The sequence below is a fragment of the Pontibacter sp. MBLB2868 genome, from assembly GCF_051904785.1.
GTDB lineage: Bacteria > Bacteroidota > Bacteroidia > Cytophagales > Hymenobacteraceae > Pontibacter.
Genome location: NZ_CP196710.1, coordinates 3,428,018 through 3,448,882, shown reverse-complemented (window position 1 = coordinate 3,448,882; position 20,865 = coordinate 3,428,018). Strand labels below are relative to the sequence as shown.

Annotated in this window: 11 protein-coding genes and 1 pseudogene; 4 read left to right on the top strand and 8 right to left on the bottom strand. The window is 46.1% G+C overall.

What is annotated here, in order from left to right; genetic code table 11:
* Positions 1-205 precede the first annotated feature (205 nt).
* Positions 206-564, bottom strand: a pseudogene (locus tag ACSX1A_RS14705) (hypothetical protein).
* Between the two features lie 125 nt (positions 565-689).
* Here ACSX1A_RS14705 and ACSX1A_RS14700 point away from each other — a divergent pair.
* From ACSX1A_RS14700 to ACSX1A_RS14690, 3 genes are all read left to right on the top strand, one after another.
* Positions 690-1,568, top strand: coding sequence for a YicC/YloC family endoribonuclease (locus tag ACSX1A_RS14700; protein WP_439880401.1), 879 nt, complete (start codon positions 690-692; stop codon positions 1,566-1,568).
* A 477-nt stretch (positions 1,569-2,045) separates the two neighbouring features.
* Entirely contained in the window at positions 2,046-2,849 is an 804-nt protein-coding gene (locus tag ACSX1A_RS14695) for a M57 family metalloprotease (RefSeq protein ID WP_439880400.1), read from the top strand.
* 381 nt (positions 2,850-3,230) lie between these two features.
* Complete coding sequence (locus ACSX1A_RS14690) at positions 3,231-4,034, top strand: M57 family metalloprotease (RefSeq protein ID WP_439880399.1); 804 nt, start codon at positions 3,231-3,233, stop codon at positions 4,032-4,034.
* Positions 4,035-4,302: 268 nt separating this feature from the next.
* Here the strand turns inward: ACSX1A_RS14690 and ACSX1A_RS14685 are convergent, their stop codons facing one another.
* The 7 genes from ACSX1A_RS14685 to ACSX1A_RS14655 all read right to left on the bottom strand — a co-directional run bounded on the left by ACSX1A_RS14685 (position 4,303) and on the right by ACSX1A_RS14655 (position 19,312).
* The gene (locus tag ACSX1A_RS14685; protein WP_439880398.1) at positions 4,303-6,957 is read right to left on the bottom strand and encodes a S8 family peptidase; all 2,655 of its coding nucleotides are present in this window, start codon (positions 6,955-6,957) and stop codon (positions 4,303-4,305) included.
* Between the two features lie 168 nt (positions 6,958-7,125).
* Positions 7,126-8,397 (bottom strand): M28 family metallopeptidase, encoded by a 1,272-nt coding sequence (locus tag ACSX1A_RS14680; RefSeq protein ID WP_439880397.1) that lies wholly within the window; start codon positions 8,395-8,397, stop codon positions 7,126-7,128.
* A gap of 33 nt (positions 8,398-8,430) precedes the next feature.
* Positions 8,431-8,757 carry a VanZ family protein gene (locus ACSX1A_RS14675; protein WP_439880396.1) on the bottom strand — a complete coding sequence of 109 codons (327 nt, stop codon included), beginning with the start codon at positions 8,755-8,757 and terminating at the stop codon, positions 8,431-8,433.
* 74 nt (positions 8,758-8,831) lie between these two features.
* Entirely contained in the window at positions 8,832-9,212 is a 381-nt protein-coding gene (gene gcvH, locus ACSX1A_RS14670; protein WP_439880395.1) for a glycine cleavage system protein GcvH, read from the bottom strand.
* A 59-nt stretch (positions 9,213-9,271) separates the two neighbouring features.
* On the bottom strand, positions 9,272-16,432 hold the full coding sequence (sprA, locus tag ACSX1A_RS14665) for a cell surface protein SprA (protein ID WP_439880394.1): 7,161 nt from the start codon (positions 16,430-16,432) through the stop codon (positions 9,272-9,274).
* A gap of 15 nt (positions 16,433-16,447) precedes the next feature.
* Positions 16,448-17,038, bottom strand: coding sequence for a Holliday junction branch migration protein RuvA (gene ruvA, locus ACSX1A_RS14660; RefSeq protein WP_439880393.1), 591 nt, complete (start codon positions 17,036-17,038; stop codon positions 16,448-16,450).
* Positions 17,039-19,312 (bottom strand): NADP-dependent malic enzyme, encoded by a 2,274-nt coding sequence (locus ACSX1A_RS14655; protein ID WP_439880392.1) that lies wholly within the window; start codon positions 19,310-19,312, stop codon positions 17,039-17,041.
* A 298-nt stretch (positions 19,313-19,610) separates the two neighbouring features.
* Between ACSX1A_RS14655 and ACSX1A_RS14650 the strand changes: the two genes are divergently transcribed.
* A protein-coding gene (locus tag ACSX1A_RS14650; RefSeq protein WP_439880391.1) for an IS3 family transposase occupies positions 19,611-20,854 on the top strand; the annotation gives its coding sequence in 2 pieces (ribosomal slippage) (positions 19,611-19,961 and positions 19,964-20,854; 1,242 coding nt in all).
* Positions 20,855-20,865 lie beyond the last annotated feature (11 nt).

Below are 20,865 nucleotides of genomic sequence, written 5' to 3'. Positions count from 1 at the left end.
TATAGCTTGTTATTTCCCGGATTCAGGGCGGAGTAAGTGTCTTGAAGTGTACTGTTAAGCTCATTAAGAGTGCAAAAGTACAAATTTTAAATCAAAATAGGATTTAACTTCAGAAATCCGGTGCCGTGGGCTTGTAAAACTTGTAAAATAAGGAGCCTCCCCAAAAAGCTTGCGGGGAGGCTCCTTTAAAATTATTATCTAAAATCTAAGCGTTTATCGCTTGCAGAATCGATTCAAAAATAGCCAGACCATCCGTATTGCCCAACTTAGGGTCAACGGCACGTTCAGGGTGCGGCATCATACCAAATACATTCTTCTCCTGATTAGTCACGCCGGCTCTATATATACGTTATTCTAGATAACACTTCTGGTTTACATTGCAAAGCAGGGCACCCGGCAGGAGACCAGCCTCTACCAGAATCTGGAACCCGTTACAAATTCCTGTTACGTAGCCACCATGATCTGTGCGTACTGAATCACTTGCTGCTGAATGGCATTGCTAACGGCATCTAAAAGGTCTTGGTCGCAGTTGGATCCAGAGAAAACCACTACACCAGGTTTCATGATACATATTAAATTATGCAGGCCATCACACATAAAAGAAGGCTTTTGGAAGCTTTAGTGCGACTGGCTACACAAAAGTGAATATTTATACTTAATTTGCCAAAGTATCATTATATAATGAGCTTATGTTGCAGTCCATGACAGGCTTTGGCAGTGCCCGCCTTGATTCAGACCAATACTCGATTTCAGTGGAGATTCGCTCACTGAATTCTAAAGGAATGGATCTGAGTGTACGCACGCCTCGCTACTTAAACGATAAAGAGTACGAAATACGGAACATGGTAACCAAGGCGCTTGTGCGCGGTAAGGTTACTGTTAGTGTTGATTATACCAAGAATAAGGCCCAGAAAGCACGAAATACAATTAATAAGGAGCTGCTGCAGGCTTATTATGCTGAGCTTAGCAGTGCAGCGGATGCAGTGGGAGCCTCAAAGCAGGATATTTTCAGGCTGGCGCTGCATATGCCGGATGTCTTACAACAAGAACAGGAGGACGAAGCCGGAGATGCCGAGTGGGATGTGATTCAGCCGCTTTTAGAAGAAGCACTCAAGAACCTCAATTCTTTCCGTACGGATGAAGGAAAGGCTCTCACCGCTGAGATCATGTCTTATATAGACAGGATCAGAATCCTGCTTGCTGAAATAGATAAACACGATCCTGTACGGATGGAGAATATCAGGACACGTGTCAGAGGGCATCTTGTTGAGATATCCAACTCTGAACAGTTTGACAAAAACCGCTTTGAGCAGGAGATGGTGTACTTTATGGAAAAGCTGGACATAGCTGAAGAAAAGGTACGACTGATAAACCACCTGCACTACTTCACTGAAACGGCTTATTTGCCGGAACCTACAGGTAAAAAGCTAGGCTTTATCTCTCAGGAAATAGGCCGCGAGATCAATACAATAGGTTCTAAGGCGAACGATTCCAAAATACAGCATTATGTAGTGGAGATGAAAGAAGAACTGGAAAAGATCAAAGAGCAGATTAACAATATCTTATAATATAATATACCGCTACTTAAAACGCGCCAGTAGCTTAATTGCTGCTGGCGCGTTTTAAGTTTTAAGGCAATCATACTGTATTCCACCCCACTTTTTTTAGAAAACACTTAGAAGCGAAATGTTACTTTAAGGCTTTTTTTGATACTGTTTTTGAGATAAATACTTAGAAATTACTGCAGAAACCAATTATGGCTATAACACAGGCTATGTTACTTTTATACGTATATATTCCTCTTTTTATTTTAAACCAGGATTTACTTTTGACTTACTAAACGATTGTGATTAAGGACATTGAACAGATATCCTTGCAACCTTAATTAAATGGTTTGGCGCTGGTGTTTTGCAATACCTATAAAGTTTGCCCTGGCTTTTATGCATAGCGTAGCTTTAACTGCAAAATTATGTCATTCTGTTTTAAGCGTTCCAAAACTTGATTTCTGTTTAAATTATATGTCTAACTTTTAATTGTTTTAGTTTATGAAAGTAACTCGTTTACTTACTTTGATCGCATTTGTATGTATTTGCGGTTTCTCCTCGTGCCAGCAGGAAGAGGAAGTGGTTAACAAAGAAGAGGTTTCGGAACAAACCCTCGCCCAGATCTCTAAAATGGGATTCAGCAAACAAAATGTTCAGCGTGTTGAAGGTGGTTATTTAGTAGAAGGGGATATTCTGCTAACACAAGACCAACTGCAAAGCCAGTATGATTCTAAAGCTGTTAGAGTAGGTGAAGCGGAGCAGTATCGTACAAACAACTTAGTAAGTGTAGGTTACTACGGTCGTACAATCCGTGTAGCTATTACTACAAGCTTGCCATCAGCTTACGTGGCTGCCCTGGATGAAGCGATCAGACGTTACAATGCGGAAAACCTGTATATCCGTTTCCAGAGAGTATCCTCTAATTACGAGATACTTTTCTCGAAGGCGCCTGCAGGATCTTCTTACTTAGCCTCTGCCGGTTTCCCTTCTGGTGGTAATCCTCACAATAGTGTTTTGGTAAACTCAGACTACCTTGGCTCAAACCCTGGTACAAATTACCTGGCTTCTATCCTGGCTCATGAAACAGGTCATTGCATCGGTTTCCGTCACACAGACTACATGGACAGAAGCTACAGCTGCGGCGGTGCATATACTAACGAAGGTGCAAGCACAGTTGGGGCTGTCTTGATACCTGGTACACCAGCTGCTCAGGATCCAAACTCATGGATGTTAGCATGTGTAGGTACAGGTGTAAACCGTCCGTTTAACTCAAACGACAGAACTGCCCTTAACTATCTTTACTAAGCCGGTTAGATCACAGAGTTTTTGTTAACTCTTCATGATCACCTAGCCTAAGTTAAGCTTACTTCACGTTTTTATCTGACGTGAATATAAACATGAGCTGTATAGCTGCTGGATATAACTTCCACAGATGTGCAGCTCTTGTTTTTTAACTGAACTACTAGAAGATATAATAGCAATTTGCGACAGTGTGGCATTTGCAACAAAGCGGCAAAAACAAGTCTAAAATTATTAGAATAATTATAAAAGTTAATTCTTAATATATAAACCTTTTGTTTTTGCTAAATCACTGTTTAAACACTTTAAAATAAATAAAAAATAACTTGTGTTATTGTTTTTGACCCCCTATATTTCATTTATGTCTAACTTAAAATTCTTAAAAAAATGTTAACAAAACGTTTACTAGTTTTCTCAGCTGTAGTAGCTGTTCTTGGTTTTTCTTCTTGCCAGCAGGAAGAGGAAGTTTCTAACAAAGAAGAAGCTTCTCAAGAGGTCCTTACACAAATCAAAAGCTTAGGCTTCAGCAACCAAAATGTGCAGGTGGTTAATGGAGGTTATGTTGTAGAAGGAGATATTTTCTTATCTCAGAAGGACCTTACTGGTGCTCATAACACACAAGCTCTTCGTGTTGGAGAAGCAGAGCAGTATCGTACAACAAATTTAGTAGCTGTTTCAGGTTCTAGAGTGATCACAGTATCTATAGATCCTAAATTGCCATCAAGCTATGGCCCGTCATTAGATGAAGCTATTGCTCGTTACAACGCAGAAAACCTATCTATTTCTATGCAGCGTGTTTCTTCTGGAGGCGACATTAACATTGTTGCAGCACCTAGGTCTGCGCAGTACCTTGCTTCTGCCGGTTTCCCTACAGCAGCCGGAGACCCGCATAACGAAGTAAAAGTTGCTACCAGATATATCGGTACTGCTCCTAATACAAACTGGTTTGCTACAATCCTGGCACACGAAATGGGTCATTGCATCGGTTTCCGTCACACAGACTACATGGACAGAAGCTATAGCTGCGGCGGTTCTTACACTAACGAAGGTGCAAGCACAGTTGGCGCTATCTTGATCCCTGGTACACCAGCTGCTCAGGATCCAAACTCTTGGATGTTGGCTTGTATCGGTTCAGGACAGAACCGTCCGTTTAACTCAAACGACAAAACTGCCCTTAACTATCTTTACTAGCAGTAACCGTACTAATGTACTTTAAAAGGGCTCCCACTACTGTGGGAGCCCTTTTTTATGTTGTGTGGTGAGGAATTAAACAGAGGACTGCATCAGTACCTGTAATGCCATAGGGGTGTTGTAGCTGTAGCAGGCAGGCGCGAAGCAGTAGTGTAGGGTTAAGCTGGTGCAGGCTAAGTCTTAATAGACTATAGAATGTGGTTGGAGCAAGAAAAAACTGCAGAACGCTTTTAAAATTATAAGGCTAAGTTAGCTGCTATTAATAAAATCAGAGCACTACAATACGGGTAGTGACCAAACCACCATCCGATGTAAGAAGCCTGAGTATGTATAGGCCCTTTTGTAAATGTGCTGTATCCAGCGATTTGACTACAGCATTTTCTTCCGATTCATACACAAGCTTTCCTAACTGATCATATAGCTGCAGAATGGCTGAATCGTTACTGATAGCAATGGATAAAGGCTGGCCTATTTCCACAGGATTCGGGTACACCTGAACATAACCCGGTTTAACAAAGACTACTTCTTCAGTCTGACTAACGTAAGTTGCGCCTTCCTTTGTTTCTACTCTAACTCTGTAAAAGTTACTGCCCTGTTTTGCGCTTAGGTCCTGTAGTTTGATGGAAAGCATTGTAACCGGCGCGATTTTTAAGGCAGGTATAAAATTGCCCCCTTGCTGACGCTCTAACGTAACAGATGTTAAGTTATATAAAGTGCCAAGTTCCAGGTTGAGCATTACCGTATCCATTACAAACTGCTCTGGCAAAAAACTTTTGATATAACAACCCGTGATCTGGCGCTCATAAGCGACGACATCACTTGTTAGCGCCTCTTTGCCCTGGATGAGCGGTGCAACTGCGATAAATTCACCCAATTCTGCCAGAGTCTTTTTATCAAGTATGGCCAAGGTATCCGGGGTAGTTAAAAAGGGTTCGAGGTTTGTTTTCCCGATGCGGTAAAGCTGATAGGCACTCGCACCTTTCAGGGGTTGCCAGAAAACCATAGCATTTTCATCACACTTAAAACCAACCTGTAATCTCAATTGCCGGCTGAGGATAAAAGCACCAGATAAAATCTCCTGGTTGGAGGTTACCAGCCTAAGTTGTGCAATAGCAGCTGTGTCCGGAGCATGCCAGTCCGTAAAGGAGTTGGTAAGGTTTACTTCTTTTACAAGGTGCCATACTTGTTCTGTGGCAAAGCGATACTCCAGCCTTGCCGTTTCACCTGCAACACTCCCTTGCCAATGAAGGAGATTAATGCTTCCAGCTTCCAGAATCGTGTTAGTGGAAGGATAGAGCCACTCTAACCCACTTTCGTACTCATAAGCAACACTGTACTCAATTAACTGCCCCGGTACCTTGTGCCCCTGCACAAGCAGCTCGTAAGTGCCAGCATCAGGGAGCATGATGCTAACCTGTTCTACATTGTTTATTCTGTCTACTCCTCGCCAGGCATCCCTGTGTAAAGAGTCAGGGTGGGGGTAAGTGCTCAGCACCCAGGGGCGCCAGCTGGCGCCAGTAGCTTTGTTCCTTATCAGAAGGTCCAGGTCGTTTATCAACGCAGCAGCAGGGTTCGGATGTGCTTGTGGGTCGTGCCACACCAGTGTTGCCTTTAACTGCCGTACACCTGACGGAATACTGATAGGATAATTATTCTGGCTGCCTTCGTTAATCTGGGCGGTAAAAAAGCGTTTGTCTTGGATTGTTCTTACAGCTCCCAGGGCATCTGTATTTCCAAAACCTGATTCAAAATCCACAGCAGGACGGCCTACGTCGTCGGCACTGTTAATTAAAACTGCCTTTACCAGAGAGGCAGCGGGCACGTTGCCGGAGAAGTTTTGCTTGTATGCCTGCTGCACCAGCGCCGCCACACCAGATACTACTGCAGCAGCCTCAGAAGTGCCGCCTTTACCATATGCAACGAGTTCTGGCTTAATTCTGCCATCGAACGCCGGCCCACGTGAACTCAGTACCCCCACTGTGCCGTCAGGGTCCAGGGCGCCTACGCTTAACGTGTTTTTAGATGTTTTAAACTGACCAGTAAGGTTCGCAAAGCCCGCCAGGTTAGCGTAAGGGCCTGTGGCATCTGCTTTGTTCCCACTGTTGCCAGATGAGAAAATATGTAGGAGCTGTGGGTTCTGAAACGTCTGCTGATCATAAGCAGCCGCTTCCAGGCCGTAATAATTTTCAACTCCTACGCCATATGAATGATTCTGAATGGTAATGCCCTTTTCAAGTAGCTTCGTACTATTGTCGGGTAAAAGCTCCTGAAAATCAGAAGAGGCCACGTAAGCCTTTGCGGCGATCCCTTTTCCTTTAGGACCGGAATTGCCCGCCCCCGCTATCAGGGTGGCCATGGTAGTGGCGTGAGAAGTATATTCTGCTCCTATAGATTCCGGGGAGAGCACGCGGCCTTTCAGGTCCAGGTCATTAGGGTTAAATGCGCCTTCTTTTACTGACACTATCATTTCAGATCCGTTTAAGGAAGGGAACTGGCTATGAACTGCAGGTATATTGTTTACTATAAAATCAGCATCCTTTAGCTCCATCTCTTCCTTTGCCACCCGGTTTGTACGGTCAACATATGCCGTGAACGGGGAGGAGAGAAGCTGTGAGAGTTGGTCTGAACTAAGTCGTGAGAGCGTATATGTTTTGTTATAGCCCGGTATAGCCTTGGAATTTGGCTGAAGCTTATGCAACTGTAGCCATTGTAAATAGGCAACTTCATCTAAAACTACTACTCTATATGATCCGGATAAGCCCTTACGAAAGTCTTTGTGCAGGGAAGGAGCTAACTTTTCGGTAAGAGGATGCCCTACTTCGGAAGCATTTTTTTGTTGTGCAAGTATAGTTAGAGGCAGGCAGCTGAGCAGCCATGCCAGCAGCCAGAAACGGCTAAAGGTATACTTGTAAAGAGATGCCATACTTAGAAACAGAGAGTGACGATTCCGGGTAAGGGAAATGTTTGCGTAACGCTAAAACTAATTATTTGGAATCATATTGGCAATAGTATTCTGCACCCTGATACAAGAAATATTTACCTGTAGCCTTACAGGATAAATTCCATCTTTAAAAGGGGCTACTTTTCTTGCCTACTGCTGTAATGCTGCAGTAAAATCTGTAAGCAGTTTAAACACTTCAGGAAACTTTGTAAGGGGTAACTGAGCCGCAAAATCCTGGGTATTATGATAGGCTGCGGTACCTCCCAGCGTATAAAAGAAAAAAGCGGGAACACCCTTCTCGGAAAATGGGTAATGGTCAGAGTTGGCGGCTTTGCCTCGGCTCCTGATCTGCGAAAGATACTTGTGTTGTTCATTGAGGCTGGTGAGCAAAGCAAATTCCTGTTCATGTACTTTGCCATTTACTACCATCAGGCCGTCATCGCCGGTGCCTAAAAGGTCAAGGTTTGTAAGAAACCGGATCTGGTTAAGAGGAAAGAGAGGGTTTTGCACATAGTAAAAAGACCCCAGCAAACCGGCTTCTTCTGCAGCGAAAGCAATAAAGGCAATGCTATACTTCGGCTGATTCTCTGGTTTGCTGTAATAAGCTGCCAGTTCCAGCAACATTGTTGTACCACTGGCATTGTCATTTGCTCCCGGGAAATAAACGGATTTCCCTTGCCCGCCCAGGTGGTCATAATGAGCTGTAAATACCAGGAACGAATCCGGTTGTGCACTACCTTTTACAAAAGCAGCTACATTCTGCGTTTGGTGGGCAGCATTTACTTCGGCTTTTACACAGTAGTTGACCACAGTGGCACCGGCAGGCCAGGCACTTTCTTTCACTTCTAAAACCGGTACAGCATCTTGTTCGTGTGCTACTGTAGTTAATAACTCCTTAGGCTGCAGTATAATATGCACTTTAGCCTTTTGTAGCTTAAGCAGGTAGTTTTGCGGAAGCAGGCTAAGGCGCTTTGAATCTTGTTGGCGGTATACTAAAGCTTTTTTTGAAAAGTTCTTGGAAAAGAATTTCTGTGCTGCGGCCTCACTGTTGAAAACAGCAGTGTCAAGAGCCAGCACTGTGGCGCTTCCTATACCTGAGGCAGACGAAGCCCGTGCTAAAAAATCTTTTCCGGGTATTAGCTGCACTCCATTTACTTGCAGCCTGGGTGTTTCGGTGATTCGGTTAACAGGAAAGGTGAAGTACTGGAAGTACGAATTCCCAAGCGGTTTTAAACCCAGTTGCTGAAATCTGTTCTGTATATAAGCGGCTGCTTTTTTATCACCGTCCTCTATATAGCCGCGGCCATGGAAGTATGGGCTGGTGAGGGTGTCTATGGTCTGGTGAACCTGAACCATGTCTTGTGCAGGCGCAACAGTGGCAAAAAGGCACTGCAGTAGCAGTAAAGTGTACAATTGCTTCATCTTTTAAAGATAAGCAAAAAATGGAGGGCTGGTTTACCAGATATATATCCATTTAAACATCACGATCCCGATCAGGCAGCCAATGGTATCAGCTAATACATCTATGATATCGCCCTGGCGTCCATAGATAAAGAAATGCTGCATCAACTCAATAAAGATACCGAATAAAGTGCTGATGAGAAGGCTTGAGCGAATAGCGTAGTGCCGCAGCTTCAGGTAAGTGAATTGCTTTGTAAGCCCGATTATCATCAGGAATGTAAGCCCCATGAATAAAAAGGCGTGGGCAAAGGAGTCGAAAGAAAAAAGCTCCCAGATAGAGAGCGAGGGCATAGAAGTAGAGGGCAGCAATGTCGTTAACATTATCATTGCTGCCCAAAGTATAGTAAATAGGTTATAGCGTAAGATCAAAACCTACTTATTTTATCTACAAAGAATTATTGACCAATTAGTTCGCGGTATGCATCTGCAGTAAGCAGATCATTTACCTGGCTGTCATCTGAAATTGACATTTTAATGATCCAACCGTCACCATAAGGATCTGAGTTTACTAGCTCAGGGCTGCTCTCCAGCCTTTCGTTAAACTCGAGTACTGTACCACTTAATGGGCTGAACAGGTCAGATACTGTTTTTACAGCCTCTACTGTCCCGAATACTTCTTCCTGGTTCACTTCTTTGTCTACAGTGTCGATATCAACATAAACGATGTCGCCAAGTTCGCTTTGTGCAAAGTCAGTGATGCCCACAAAAGCTTCATTGCCTTCAATGCGTATCCACTCGTGATCTTTGGTATACTTTAGGTTTTCAGGTAAGTTCATTTATTTCTCTTGTTAAGATTACTGTTCAAAAATACGGTCTTTTTCGCAATGCCAAAATTTTATTGCAAACTAACTCGTAATTGAACGCCACCTTCTGTCATGCTGTTACGGAACGACGTGGATATCTTCGGATCCGAAACAGTTCGGAGTACATAGAACTGCAGGTTTACACGCTGGCTTAGTACATAATCTACTGTAGGGCGAAGCTGCAACTGGCGTGTTCCGTTAGTGATCTGGTTCTGGCTGCGCTCAATACCCTGATCGTCGGTGGCAATAGCTCTTTGCACGGTCTGGTTATCGCGTACCGAGAAGTCCAGGCGCATGGTTAATTCATTTTCCAGCACCCGTCTCTGGCCCGCAATTTTAAATGGAATACGGAAGTTGCTCGTGCTGTAGCCAAAGCCAAGTACATAGTCCTTTACATTTGTCTCCGTTACTTGTGCATTTGTCAGGTTCAACGACAGGTTTCGCTCCATCTTGTACTCCAAACGGCCGGTAAAATTTGTTTTCGTACGGAAGTTTATACCTAATAGCGGTGCCAGCCTTTCTGCTACTGTTAGCTGGTTTACGATGTAGTATGGTACCAACTGCCCAAAGTCATTCTTTTCGGTCGGGAAGCCGTCCGGTTGCTGCTCATAGGCTAACGACGTGGTAAAGCTTGTGATGTTGTAACTGGAGTTGTAAGCATGCGTGATGTTTACCTGGCTAAACCATTTCTGGAAGAAAGGCAACTGTGATAATCCATTATAGTCCAGACGCCAGTTTGGTATTGGCAGGCGCTTGAACGGGTTATCCGGGTTAGCCTTATAGCCATTTATGTCTCGCCCCTGGTAAGCGTACAGGAACGACTTCATCAGTACCTCCTGAGAATTTAAAGTATAACCGGAGTCGCCGGCGGCTGCATTCATGGCCGTAAGCCTGTCGCGCACAGCATACCGATTACGGATAAAGTTGTCGAAAGCCTCTGAGGTACCCGCAGTGGTAGATTCAAATAGTGTTCCGATGGCTATAAATGAAGTACTGAAGGAGCCGGTATTAAATGGATTCTGGCGCTGGTCAACCGCTCCAACCTCCCCGAAATCATCAAACTCTTTCCGGTAAAATATCTCTTCGATCACAGACTTAGTACGTCTAGCATCCAGCTGCACATTAAAGCTCCTGAAGGGTTCAAGGTTAGCACGGGCTGTAAATGTTTCAGTTAAAATAGAGCTCAATGGTGTGTTCAGGTACTGGCTGCTGTCTGTGTACCAGCCATTATCCCTGGCTTTAAAGTATAGCTGATCCAGATCATATTGTTTACCAAGCACAAATGGCAGACCCGGAGCATCAAATCCGTCACTGAAGCCAAACAGTTTTGTTTTTGGCAGGTAGCCCGGTAATAACGTTCCCTGGTTCTCCAGGTAAGTAAAGTTAATGGAGCGTGTCATCATGAGCATTCGTGCAAGCCCTTTAACAAATTTAGACTGTGATGCAGGCTTCTGTGCTGTAGTATCGTTAGGGGCTGTTGCCACAGGTCTGCCGGCTGGTGCTGGCGAGTTAACGGCTTTCAGGAACTTTACCTTATTATAAAGCTTCACCATATCAAACTTTCCGTTCACACTAAACTCTGTGTTATTCTCCAGGGTGTTGCCAAGCTGGAAATTTGCATCCTGGTTCAGGGCCGTGGAGCCCGCTGTCCAGATATATGTAACGGCATAGCGTGTCTCGGCACCCATCCAGTCAACAAGTGGAAACTTGTCTAGCGGAAGCTTATAGTTAAGGGCTATTAATTGATTGAAGTTGGTGTTACGACCAAAGTCCTTCAGGTTATCCCAAATGATTTTGTTCTTATAAGCTAGCGAGTCAATGTCATTGTTGATCCTATAGTCGGGTTCGTCCACTACTGCTCTGTTGGTGGCAGTATAATCCAGTGAAAGGCTTTTACTCAGGTCCCACTTCAAATCATAGAGGCGGTTAAAGTAAAAGTATTTCTGGAAAGTCGGGTCAATGCCACGTGTTGTGATCAGGCCTGTTTCCGGATCTCGGCGCTGCAGGAACGTCTCATTGTAACGGCGGTCCAAATCGGCCCGGAATGCAAAGCTGCTCGGCAGGGGTGTAAAGTTCAGGTCTTTAATCAGGCGCAGATACGGTGATTTCAGACTTTCGCTTTTTTCAAACGGGGCAATATTCTTAGGTGTGGTGCTATAGGTATAGGCAACAGCGCCATTGTACGTTTTTGTAAAGTCCCTGTCCGTTTCAATGTTCGTGAATTCCCGTTCTGTGTAAGAGTAGGAGAAAGAGAGATTCTCTATGTCATAAGGCTTAACCTTATCTTCAGGGTCTGTTCTTTCTTTGCGAACATTCAGCAAACTGATGCTCTTGCGGGTCTCGCGGGTAGTTACTTCCTTCTTATACTCTTGCTTAGCTTCATTAGACTCAAACCTTGTCAGAGATTCCTCCAGGGGCACATCCTTATCAAGTGGGTCAAATTGTGGTTCGCTGTTCATGGTACCATACTGCACCGAAAGCGGCACCCGTATCCCGAGTTTCTCCGGAAGGAATTTATCTGCAACTACGTTAGCGCTAACATCAAACAGTGCTGTATTCTCACGGGCACGTTGGGCGATTTTCTGCTGCAGGCCTCCAAATCCTACGGTAGTGTAAGCTCCTGTTGCCGTGATGTTGGCAAAGTCTGCCAGCTTAGTGTTTAACCTGGCATTAGTAGCCCAGCCAGACTGATTTCTAAAGTCTGTCACGCGCAATTCATCTACCCACATACACATAGAGTGCGGTTGACTGTCATCACTTGGGTTCCGGATACCGATCATAATGCCCTGCACTTCGCTAAAATCAGGGTTACCTACTACTCGTATAATTTTCCCGTTAACGTTTACCTCATATGGCCGGAAACGGTCAGAATTAGGGTCCCGGTTACGTTGCACCTTGGCATCTACAAAGTCTTTTAAGGCAATGTCTATTTGGTTAGCTAACGGCCAGATAGCATCTTGAGTAACGCTTCCACGCTCTGTAAACTGCAAGGGCACTACATACTCATAATAGTTTTGGGTAAAGTCGGTGCCTATCCTTATAAAGGCCTGCATGTCGCCGTCTTTTATATTCGGGTCCGGGCTTTGCGCATGCAGGTACATTTTCAGGCGCTTGTAGATGAGCATGTCTAAAGCGATGTTTTTATAAACGGCCTTAGAAAATGAATCCTTTAGTTCTTCAACACAAAGCTGGAGCGACTGCTCATTCTGGCGGCGGTCATTTGTAGAAGCATAATCACGCAGACGCTGAATACCCGGAGGCAACACATAAGGTATTTCTCCTTCTACAGCCTGTCCGTTTTCCTCAATGTTTACCGTTGATATAGTGAAAGCCTTTGCATCATCGGTACAGTTGAGGCAAGGGTTGCCATTTGTGATCGGTTGCAGGTACTGCCGCCATTGGTTTGCCACAAACTGGAACTGTACGAAGCGCAGCACCACCGGGTCAGCAAACTCTGTTAAGTACATGCGCATAAAGCGGATAGACTTAAAGCCATTGATGTTACCCACTGTACCTGTTGGCTGGCGCACCGGAATACGGAACTGGTACCAGGTTACATCCTGGCCATTTACAGTGTTCTGTACGGCATCTACTATGTAATTCTGGCCTACGTTCAGCTTGCCTGGCTCCAGGTCAATTTTATACTCATAATACTGCTCAACGTCATTGATAACATTGTCCTTGTTCAGGTCTTCTTTGTCAGGGAAGGCATAGTTTGAGAAGCGGCTGTTCTCCGGAGAGTTGTTCTCCATGCCGTTAAAATTCTTGTACCGGGCAAGTATACCTGCGTTCTGTGCATCATATGCCGGATCGAGGTGGTGCAGGAAGTTATCAGCAGATGGGTCATCAAGGACTATCTGAGGTGGAGAGCCAGGTATCAGATTGAGGAAGGAGTTGCGGAAATAATTTTGCTCATTCACATCGTTCAACCCGTCCAGGCCGATATCCTGTAGCTGTCTTGCCCCGGGCACGCCAGAGAAGGCGTCTGTCAGGAACTGTTGCGTAGTGATGCGCCCCCAGATCGTCTCCTGAATATTTTGCAGGTTATCAGCTACAGGCAAGCCGTTTTCAAAGGCATAGAGGTTATCTTTCAGGATATCTTCTGAAACGCTTCCCAGGTTAAGGACCAGTTCTCCTCCTTCGTTCGTGTTAATCGGGTTGCCAAGTGCGTCTTTTCTACCATTGGGCCCGGATATGAACGGATCCATCAGCCAGAACTCAATATATTCTATGTTGGCATTATCGAAATCCGTGTCAAAAGAAATATCACGGCTGATACCACCCCAATTGTTACGAGGGTCACCTGCTAGCCGTCCTTGCGGCGTGAGGTTCGGATTATAGTTGTACTGGCCTCTGTCGCTTGGGTAATAGGCAAGGTCAAAGGTATATTCAAAAGTATTTGAAATTTCAGGGTCACGGCCAGGGAACACTTCATTCCTGCGCACACCGCGCACATAATGGTTTTGTAGCTCTTCTTTGGTAATGTTTTTAGGGCGCAAGCCGTCTGAATCACGGTAGAAGATCTGGTCAATTGTATACCACGCTAATTTGGCGCGGTTGTATGAATAAGCCAGGCCGGCTCCGGGCACCAGTGGGGCAGGAGTAGCGGCTAATCGCCAGCTGGAGTTATTAAAGCCTCCAAGGCTGTAAGGTGTTTCGGCACCTTCAAAGTCATCAATGTAAGAAGCCCCATCTTCGTTTACCGCAGATTTTGTAGTAGCTGGCACAAGTTGGGCAAACTCACCGCTAAAAGAGACCAGGGAAGGTACTTTGGTTTGGATCAGCGGAATCGCATCAGTCATCTTGGTCAGGAAGCGCGATTCCTTCTGCAGGTTCACGTCAAAACCGTAGATGGTGTTGTTGGTAGGCTCGTCGCCAATGCTTACCCGGTTGATGTAGGGCTGTTCACTTAAGTGTAATACCGTGGCTCCCAGGTTCACATCTTCGCTTAAGCGGTAATCGAAGCGTGCACCCAGCAAGGACCGTGGTTGTATGTTCAGCAGTTCCGCTTTTTCGTAAGTTACCCGCAGGTCGCTGGCCGAGCTGATGTAGCTCGGGTTCAGTATTTTGATACGGCCAAGATCGTAGAACACCTGGTAATCGGTGCCTTCCACTAATCTTGTGCCACCGGAGTAAACTACAACAGAGCCTTCGGCAATTCTGAAACCAGGAAGTATGATCTCATCTGTAGAGGTCGCCTGGAAGCGACCTTTCAAAAAGAACTTGGCCTTTACGTTATTCTGTTGCGCATCGGTCTGGGTCTGGTCATAAAGCTCCTGGAAAACATAGCGGTCAATCAGCTCTGGCCTTCCTTCGAGCTTTTGGGCAAGATAATCACCGAAAGGCTCTACCTCTGGAAAAAATATTCGGCCTGTTTCAGGGTCAACGGTAATGCCCGGTAAAAAGTCAAAATTACCGTCGCTTGGCTTGTCGTTGTTGGAGTTTACGTTATCCAGGTTGAGCACTTCCACCAAAGGTATGTTCTGGATCGGGCTTGGCTCTTTTAAGCTTGTGATGTCAACGCCTGTTTCATCGTCTTTGTAAATTACCTGTAACTGGAAGTTCTGGCGGTTAAGCTGGGTGGCATCAAGGCTGTACACGTTCTTCATCATCAGATCCCAGGTAGGGTATTGCAATGATGGGTTGGTTGCGCGTAATAACTTCATCTGGATAACTTTTTGGTCGTCCAGGTTCTGGTAATTATCAATCAGCTCACCAACCTGGTACGTCTTACCATTATAGGTATACTCAAAAGCCACCCCCAGCACCTGGTCCGGCAGCAGGGCCGTGTTCAGGGAAATGTACCCCAGTTGCGGATTGAATTTATACTCTCGCGGATCCAGCTTACGTGCACGAACGTGCTCAAAGTCAATTCCTTTTTGCAGGCCGCGGCTTCTCAGGTACTCATCTACCTGCGTATTATTGCGGGCGGTAGAATTGGTCAGTATACTATAAAGCGAGTTAGCATCATTGTCAGCCGGTGCAGTGGCAGGGCGGCCTTTGTCAAATTGCTCGCGGTAAGGGTCCGTTTCACCAATATCCATGTAGGCAACCATGTTGCGCAGATTTTCGGTAGAGCGGTTATTGTTCGTTACATACAGTTCCAGGCGGCGGATAACGATGCCTGAGTTTACCAGCGGCAGCTTTGCCAGCGCCTGATTGTATCGGCCCCTGAAGAACTGCGACAGGAAGAAGTGCCGGTCTTTGTCATACTCATCTATCCGGATCTGGAAGGGCTTGTTCTGCGCACCGTTCTGTATCACCACTTCATCGTTACGGCCTCTTACATTAGAGGCAATGGTTGTAACGCCTAGGCGGCCGAACTGCAGTTGCGTTTTTATACCAAACAGGTTCTGGGCGCCCGTTATCAATGAGTTATTAAGCGGCAGGCTTACATTACCCGCTTCCACTTTTCGGATGATCTCTTCCTCGTAACCGGTGTAGTCCAACTTCATGTTATTCTCAAAGTCGAAGTTGGCATTATTATCCCAGTTAAAGTTGATGCGCATTTTCTCACCAATCTTGCCTACCAGGTTAAGGGAGATGTTCTGGTCAAAATCAAAATCGCCGGTGCGCTGCTGGCGGAGCGGGATGGTTGGGTTCTGGTTGCGATTAAAGCGCGCGCCAAACTTCAGCGAAACGTTTCCATTTGGCTGAATATCTACATAGTTACCCCCGAAGATCCGATCAAATACCGGGCTGATGTATATTTTGGGGATAAGGCGGTTGCTGCTTACGACACTTTCCCCGTCCAGGCCAGCTGACTTGGCTCTCCAGTAGTTCCGGATCGCTTCACGCTGTTGCCACTCAGAGTACTGTTGCATCGTCATGGACGATGGGGGACGATAATTTATGTCACCTATCGTTTCAGTGATATTATATAGTTGCAGGCTATCATCCAGGTCTACATTTAACTGCAGGTTGCTAGGCTGGCCAAGCAGGAGCGGAGAGGTGGAAGAACGGGTGCTGAATGGGTTTCCACGGCGGTCGGAGGGCACAAAAGTAGGCCTTCGGCTAGGGATGTAGGAGGTATCTTTTTTTACTGTATCTTGTTTAGATAGCAGATTTTGTAGAATAGTATAGCCAAATCTGCTCCGCGAGCGCAGTTCTTCCGCTTGAGACCACCAAGCCAGCATAGAGATAGCTGCAACCGTTGCCAGGAGCAGGTTGTTTTTTTTACTTTTCCAGATCAAATTGGGTATAATCTATTAAGACGATTTTAACGCGAACTTTATCAGTTCCTCGACACTCAGGCTTCCGCCCTCCCTCTTTATGATATTATCCAGCGTTTTCTCGGCTACGTTTTTAGCGAAACCAAGTGTAACTAAAGCTGATAACGCTTCCGCTCTGTTTGTATTGTGTGAAGCAGCAGGTACAACACCATCTGATAGCATTACCTCCTTCTTCAGTTTATCCTTTAGCTCCAGTATAATGCGCTGAGCCGTTTTAGCGCCTATTCCTTTTACATTCTGTATCGTACGCACATCTTCCCTCACAATTGCCTGCTGCACTTCTTCCACTGACAGGGAAGACAGGATCATGAGCCCCGTATTGGGGCCCACGCCTGAAATAGAAATCAAATGAAGGAAAGCCTCTTTCTCCGCGACAGTTGTAAAGCCGTACAGCGTGTGTGCATCCTCCTTTATATTTAAATATGTATGCAGTTTACATCGTTCGCCAGCTGGCAATGATGAATACGTACTTAATGAGATCTTGATCTGATACCCAATGCCATTAACATCAATAATGACATAGGTAGGATCTTTATGAGCTAATTTGCCATCTATATAGGCTATCATCTATATATGTTGATTATTATAGTTCTGAGCATCTACGACGGCAATAGCCACCATGTTTATAATTTCACGGATCGAACTTCCCAATTGCAGAATATGCACCGGCTTCCGCATTCCCATCAGGATAGGTCCGATGGCTTCGGCGCCACCCATTTCCTGTAATAGCTTATAGGCCACGTTACCGGAAGTAAGCGTCGGGAATACTAGTGTGTTAGCCCCTTTCTCTGCTAAATTGCTGAATGGGTAGTGCTCGCGCAGCATTTCGCGGTTAAGCGCCGTATTTGCCTGCATTTCACCATCTATCAGCAAGTTAGGGTATTTTTCCTTTGCTTTGCGTACAGCCTCAGCACCTTTATTCGGAATATCGCCTTGTACTGAACCGAAGTTAGAGTATGACAGCATAGCAACGCGTGGCTCTGTATCGAAGAAACGTACAGTGCGCGCTGTAAGGCCAATAATATCTACTAACTCATCAGCTGTCGGGTTAACATTTACAGTTGTATCTGCAAAAAAGTACGGCTCCTTTTTATTCAGGATAATGTACATACCCGCCACTTTATTAATGCCTTCTTCAACGCCCACCACCTGCAATGCCGGCGCAATGGTTTTTGAATAGTCACGTGTTAAGCCAGAGATCAAGGCATCTGCTTCGCCTGTATTCAGCATCATACTACCAAAGTAGTTACGGTCACGCATCAGGCGACGGGCATCAAAAAGGGTAAGGCCTTTACGCTGGCGCTTTATATAGAGCATTTGGGCATACTCCTCGCGTTTGGCATCTTCCTCAAACGGATCAATGATGGTGACACCATCCAGAGTCAGGTTATTTTCCTCAATAATAGCCTGTATGCGTTTTTTGTTACCTAATAGTATAGGGTTTGCTATGCGCTGGTCATTTACCGTTTGAGCTGCCTTTAATATCTTGTAATTGTCGGCCTCTGCAAATACTACCGTTTTCGGGTTTTTCTTTGCCTGGTTTGTGATGCGCGTCATCAGCTTCTGGTCAGCGCCAACCCGCTCCTGTAGCTCTTGCTCATACAGCTCCCAATTGGTGATTGGTAAACGCGCAACACCGCTCTCCATGGCTGCTCTTGCCACAGCTGGCGACACCGTAGTGATCAGGCGCGGGTCCAGTGGTTTTGGGATCAGGTAGAAGCGCCCGAAAGTGATCGTGTTGTCGCCGTAGGCTTTGTGTACCATATCAGGTACTGTTTCCTTGGCTAATTCGGCTAAGGAATGCACTGCGGCCAATTTCATTGCCTCATTAATTTCAGTGGCACGCACATCAAGGGCGCCCCTGAAAATATAAGGGAATCCAAGTACGTTATTCACCTGGTTCGGATGGTCAGAGCGGCCGGTTGCCATGATCAGGTCCTCACGGATAGACATTGCCACATCGTAAGGTATTTCCGGATCCGGGTTCGCCAAAGCGAAAATGATCGGATCGGGAGCCATCAGTTTTACATACTCTGCCGGCAATACATTTCCTGCCGACAGACCTACAAACACGTCCGCATCGCGCATGGCATCTTCGAGCGTATCGATCTTGCGCATAGTCACGAATTGCGCTTTGTAAATATCCAGGTCGTTACGTTCCGGGCGAATGATGCCCTCTTTATCGAACATAACAATGTTATCCATTTTCACGCCCAGGGCCACATATAACTTGGCGCAGGCAATGGCGGCAGCTCCTGCACCGTTCATCACCATCTGGATCTCCTCAATCTTTTTACCTGTCAGCTCCAGGGCATTTAAAAGTGCCGCCGCCGAGATAATGGCAGTCCCGTGCTGGTCATCATGCATCAGCGGGATATTCATCTGCTCTTTCAGCGCATTTTCTATCTTAAAGCTTTCCGGCGCTTTGATGTCCTCCAGGTTGATTCCACCAAAAGTTGGTTCCAGTGATTTCACAATCCGTATAAATTCCTCCGGATCGTTACAATCTATCTCAATGTCGAACACATCAATACCTGCAAATTTCTTGAACAGTACACCTTTTCCCTCCATAACAGGTTTAGAAGCGTCCGGGCCTATATTGCCCAGGCCAAGTACGGCTGTCCCGTTAGAGATAACACCTACCAGGTTTCCTTTGGCAGTATATTTATATACATTGTCTTTATCTGCGTAGATTTCTTTGCAAGGCTCTGCTACTCCGGGAGAATATGCCAGTGCAAGGTCATGCTGCGTGCTTAACATCTTGGTTGGCACTACTTCAATCTTCCCTGGCTGCCCTTGCATATGGTAATTCAGGGCATCCTCTCTGTTAACTTTAATCATGGTATGCGTTGTTGTTTGTTTTACTCGGACACAGCCTGGCTAACATTTTCCGTGGTTTTTAACCATATACATCTGGCTAAAGACCAATTTCATAAGAATTTAGCGTTAATCCAAAACTGAACCTTCAAAGATAGTCGCTCTTAATGCATTGCAAAGCAGAAAATGTAAATTTTTAGTGTGGTTTTGCTTTAAAGCCCCTCCTGAGGGTAGTGGATTAAAATAAAAAGGGCACCCTGTATAAGGTGCCCTTTTTATTTTGTATGAGTCGTCCTAGAATAAGTTGACACTATTTAGACTTATGCAAGGAAAAGAAGAAACAGGTTGCAGCAGACGCAGCAGTCGTGATTATCCGCTAGGCTTTAAACTGGCTGTTGTCAGACAGGTAGAAGAAGGCGAGCTGACCTACAAGCAGGCCCAGCGCCATTACGGGATCCAGGGGCGCTCCACGGTGCTGGTGTGGCTCAGAAAACACGGGCGGCTGGATTGGCGTTATCCCGTTATACACACACGTATGAAAGAAGCCGAAACACCCGCCCAAAAGATCAAGCGCCTGGAGCGCGAACTCTCTGATGAACGTCTCCGCAGGCAGGTTCTCGAGAAGATGGTAGAGGACATTGACCAGCAGCTTGGCACTGGTTTTTCAAAAAAGCCCTTACCCGGACAATGTGGTTCTTCCAGAAAGAGAAAAGCGTGAGCCTGTCGCGTCTCTCTTCTTTGTTCGGGTGCAGCAGGCAATCGCTCTACCAGCTGAGGGCGCGGCAAACCAGGCGCACAGCACAGCTGGCCCCTGTCAGGGAACTGGTGGAGGAAGTGCGCCGGCAGCTGCCCCGGGTGGGCACGCGCAAGCTCCACTACCTGCTCTCGGCACAGTTGCAGGAGCAAGGCGTCAAGCTGGGCCGTGACGGGCTGTTTGCTTATCTGCGCACAGAGCACCTGCTTATCGCCCCCCGCCGCAGCTACACCAAAACCACCCACTCCAAACACTGGCTCAGGAAATACCCCAATCTGGTGAAAGAGCTGGCCGTAGAGCGGGCAGAGCAGGTGTTTGTCTCTGACATCACGTATGTCAAAAGCCGGCAGCGCACCCATTACCTCTCGCTGGTCACCGATGCCTTCAGCCGCCGCATCATGGGCTATGCCCTGAGCGACGACCTGAGCGCCGAGAGTGTGGGCAAGGCCCTGAAGATGGCTGTGAAGGAACGCAAGACGACTTTGCCGCTCATCCACCACTCGGACCGCGGGCTGCAGTACTGCTCGCAGCACTACCAGCGCATCCTGCAAAAGCACAGTATCCAGCCTTCCATGACCGATGGGTATGACTGCTACCAGAATGCACTGGCTGAACGCATGAACGGCATACTCAAAGAGGAGTTCCTGATTTACCCCTGTAATACCAGACAGGAACTGGATGTGCTCGTAAAACAGGCAGTGGAAAGCTACAACACCCGAAGGCCTCACCTGAGCCTGAAGATGCTCACACCACAGCAGGTACATGAAAAAACCTGTGAGCCAAGGCCCACAGGTTTTCTAAAATTATCGTAAAACCTGTCAAC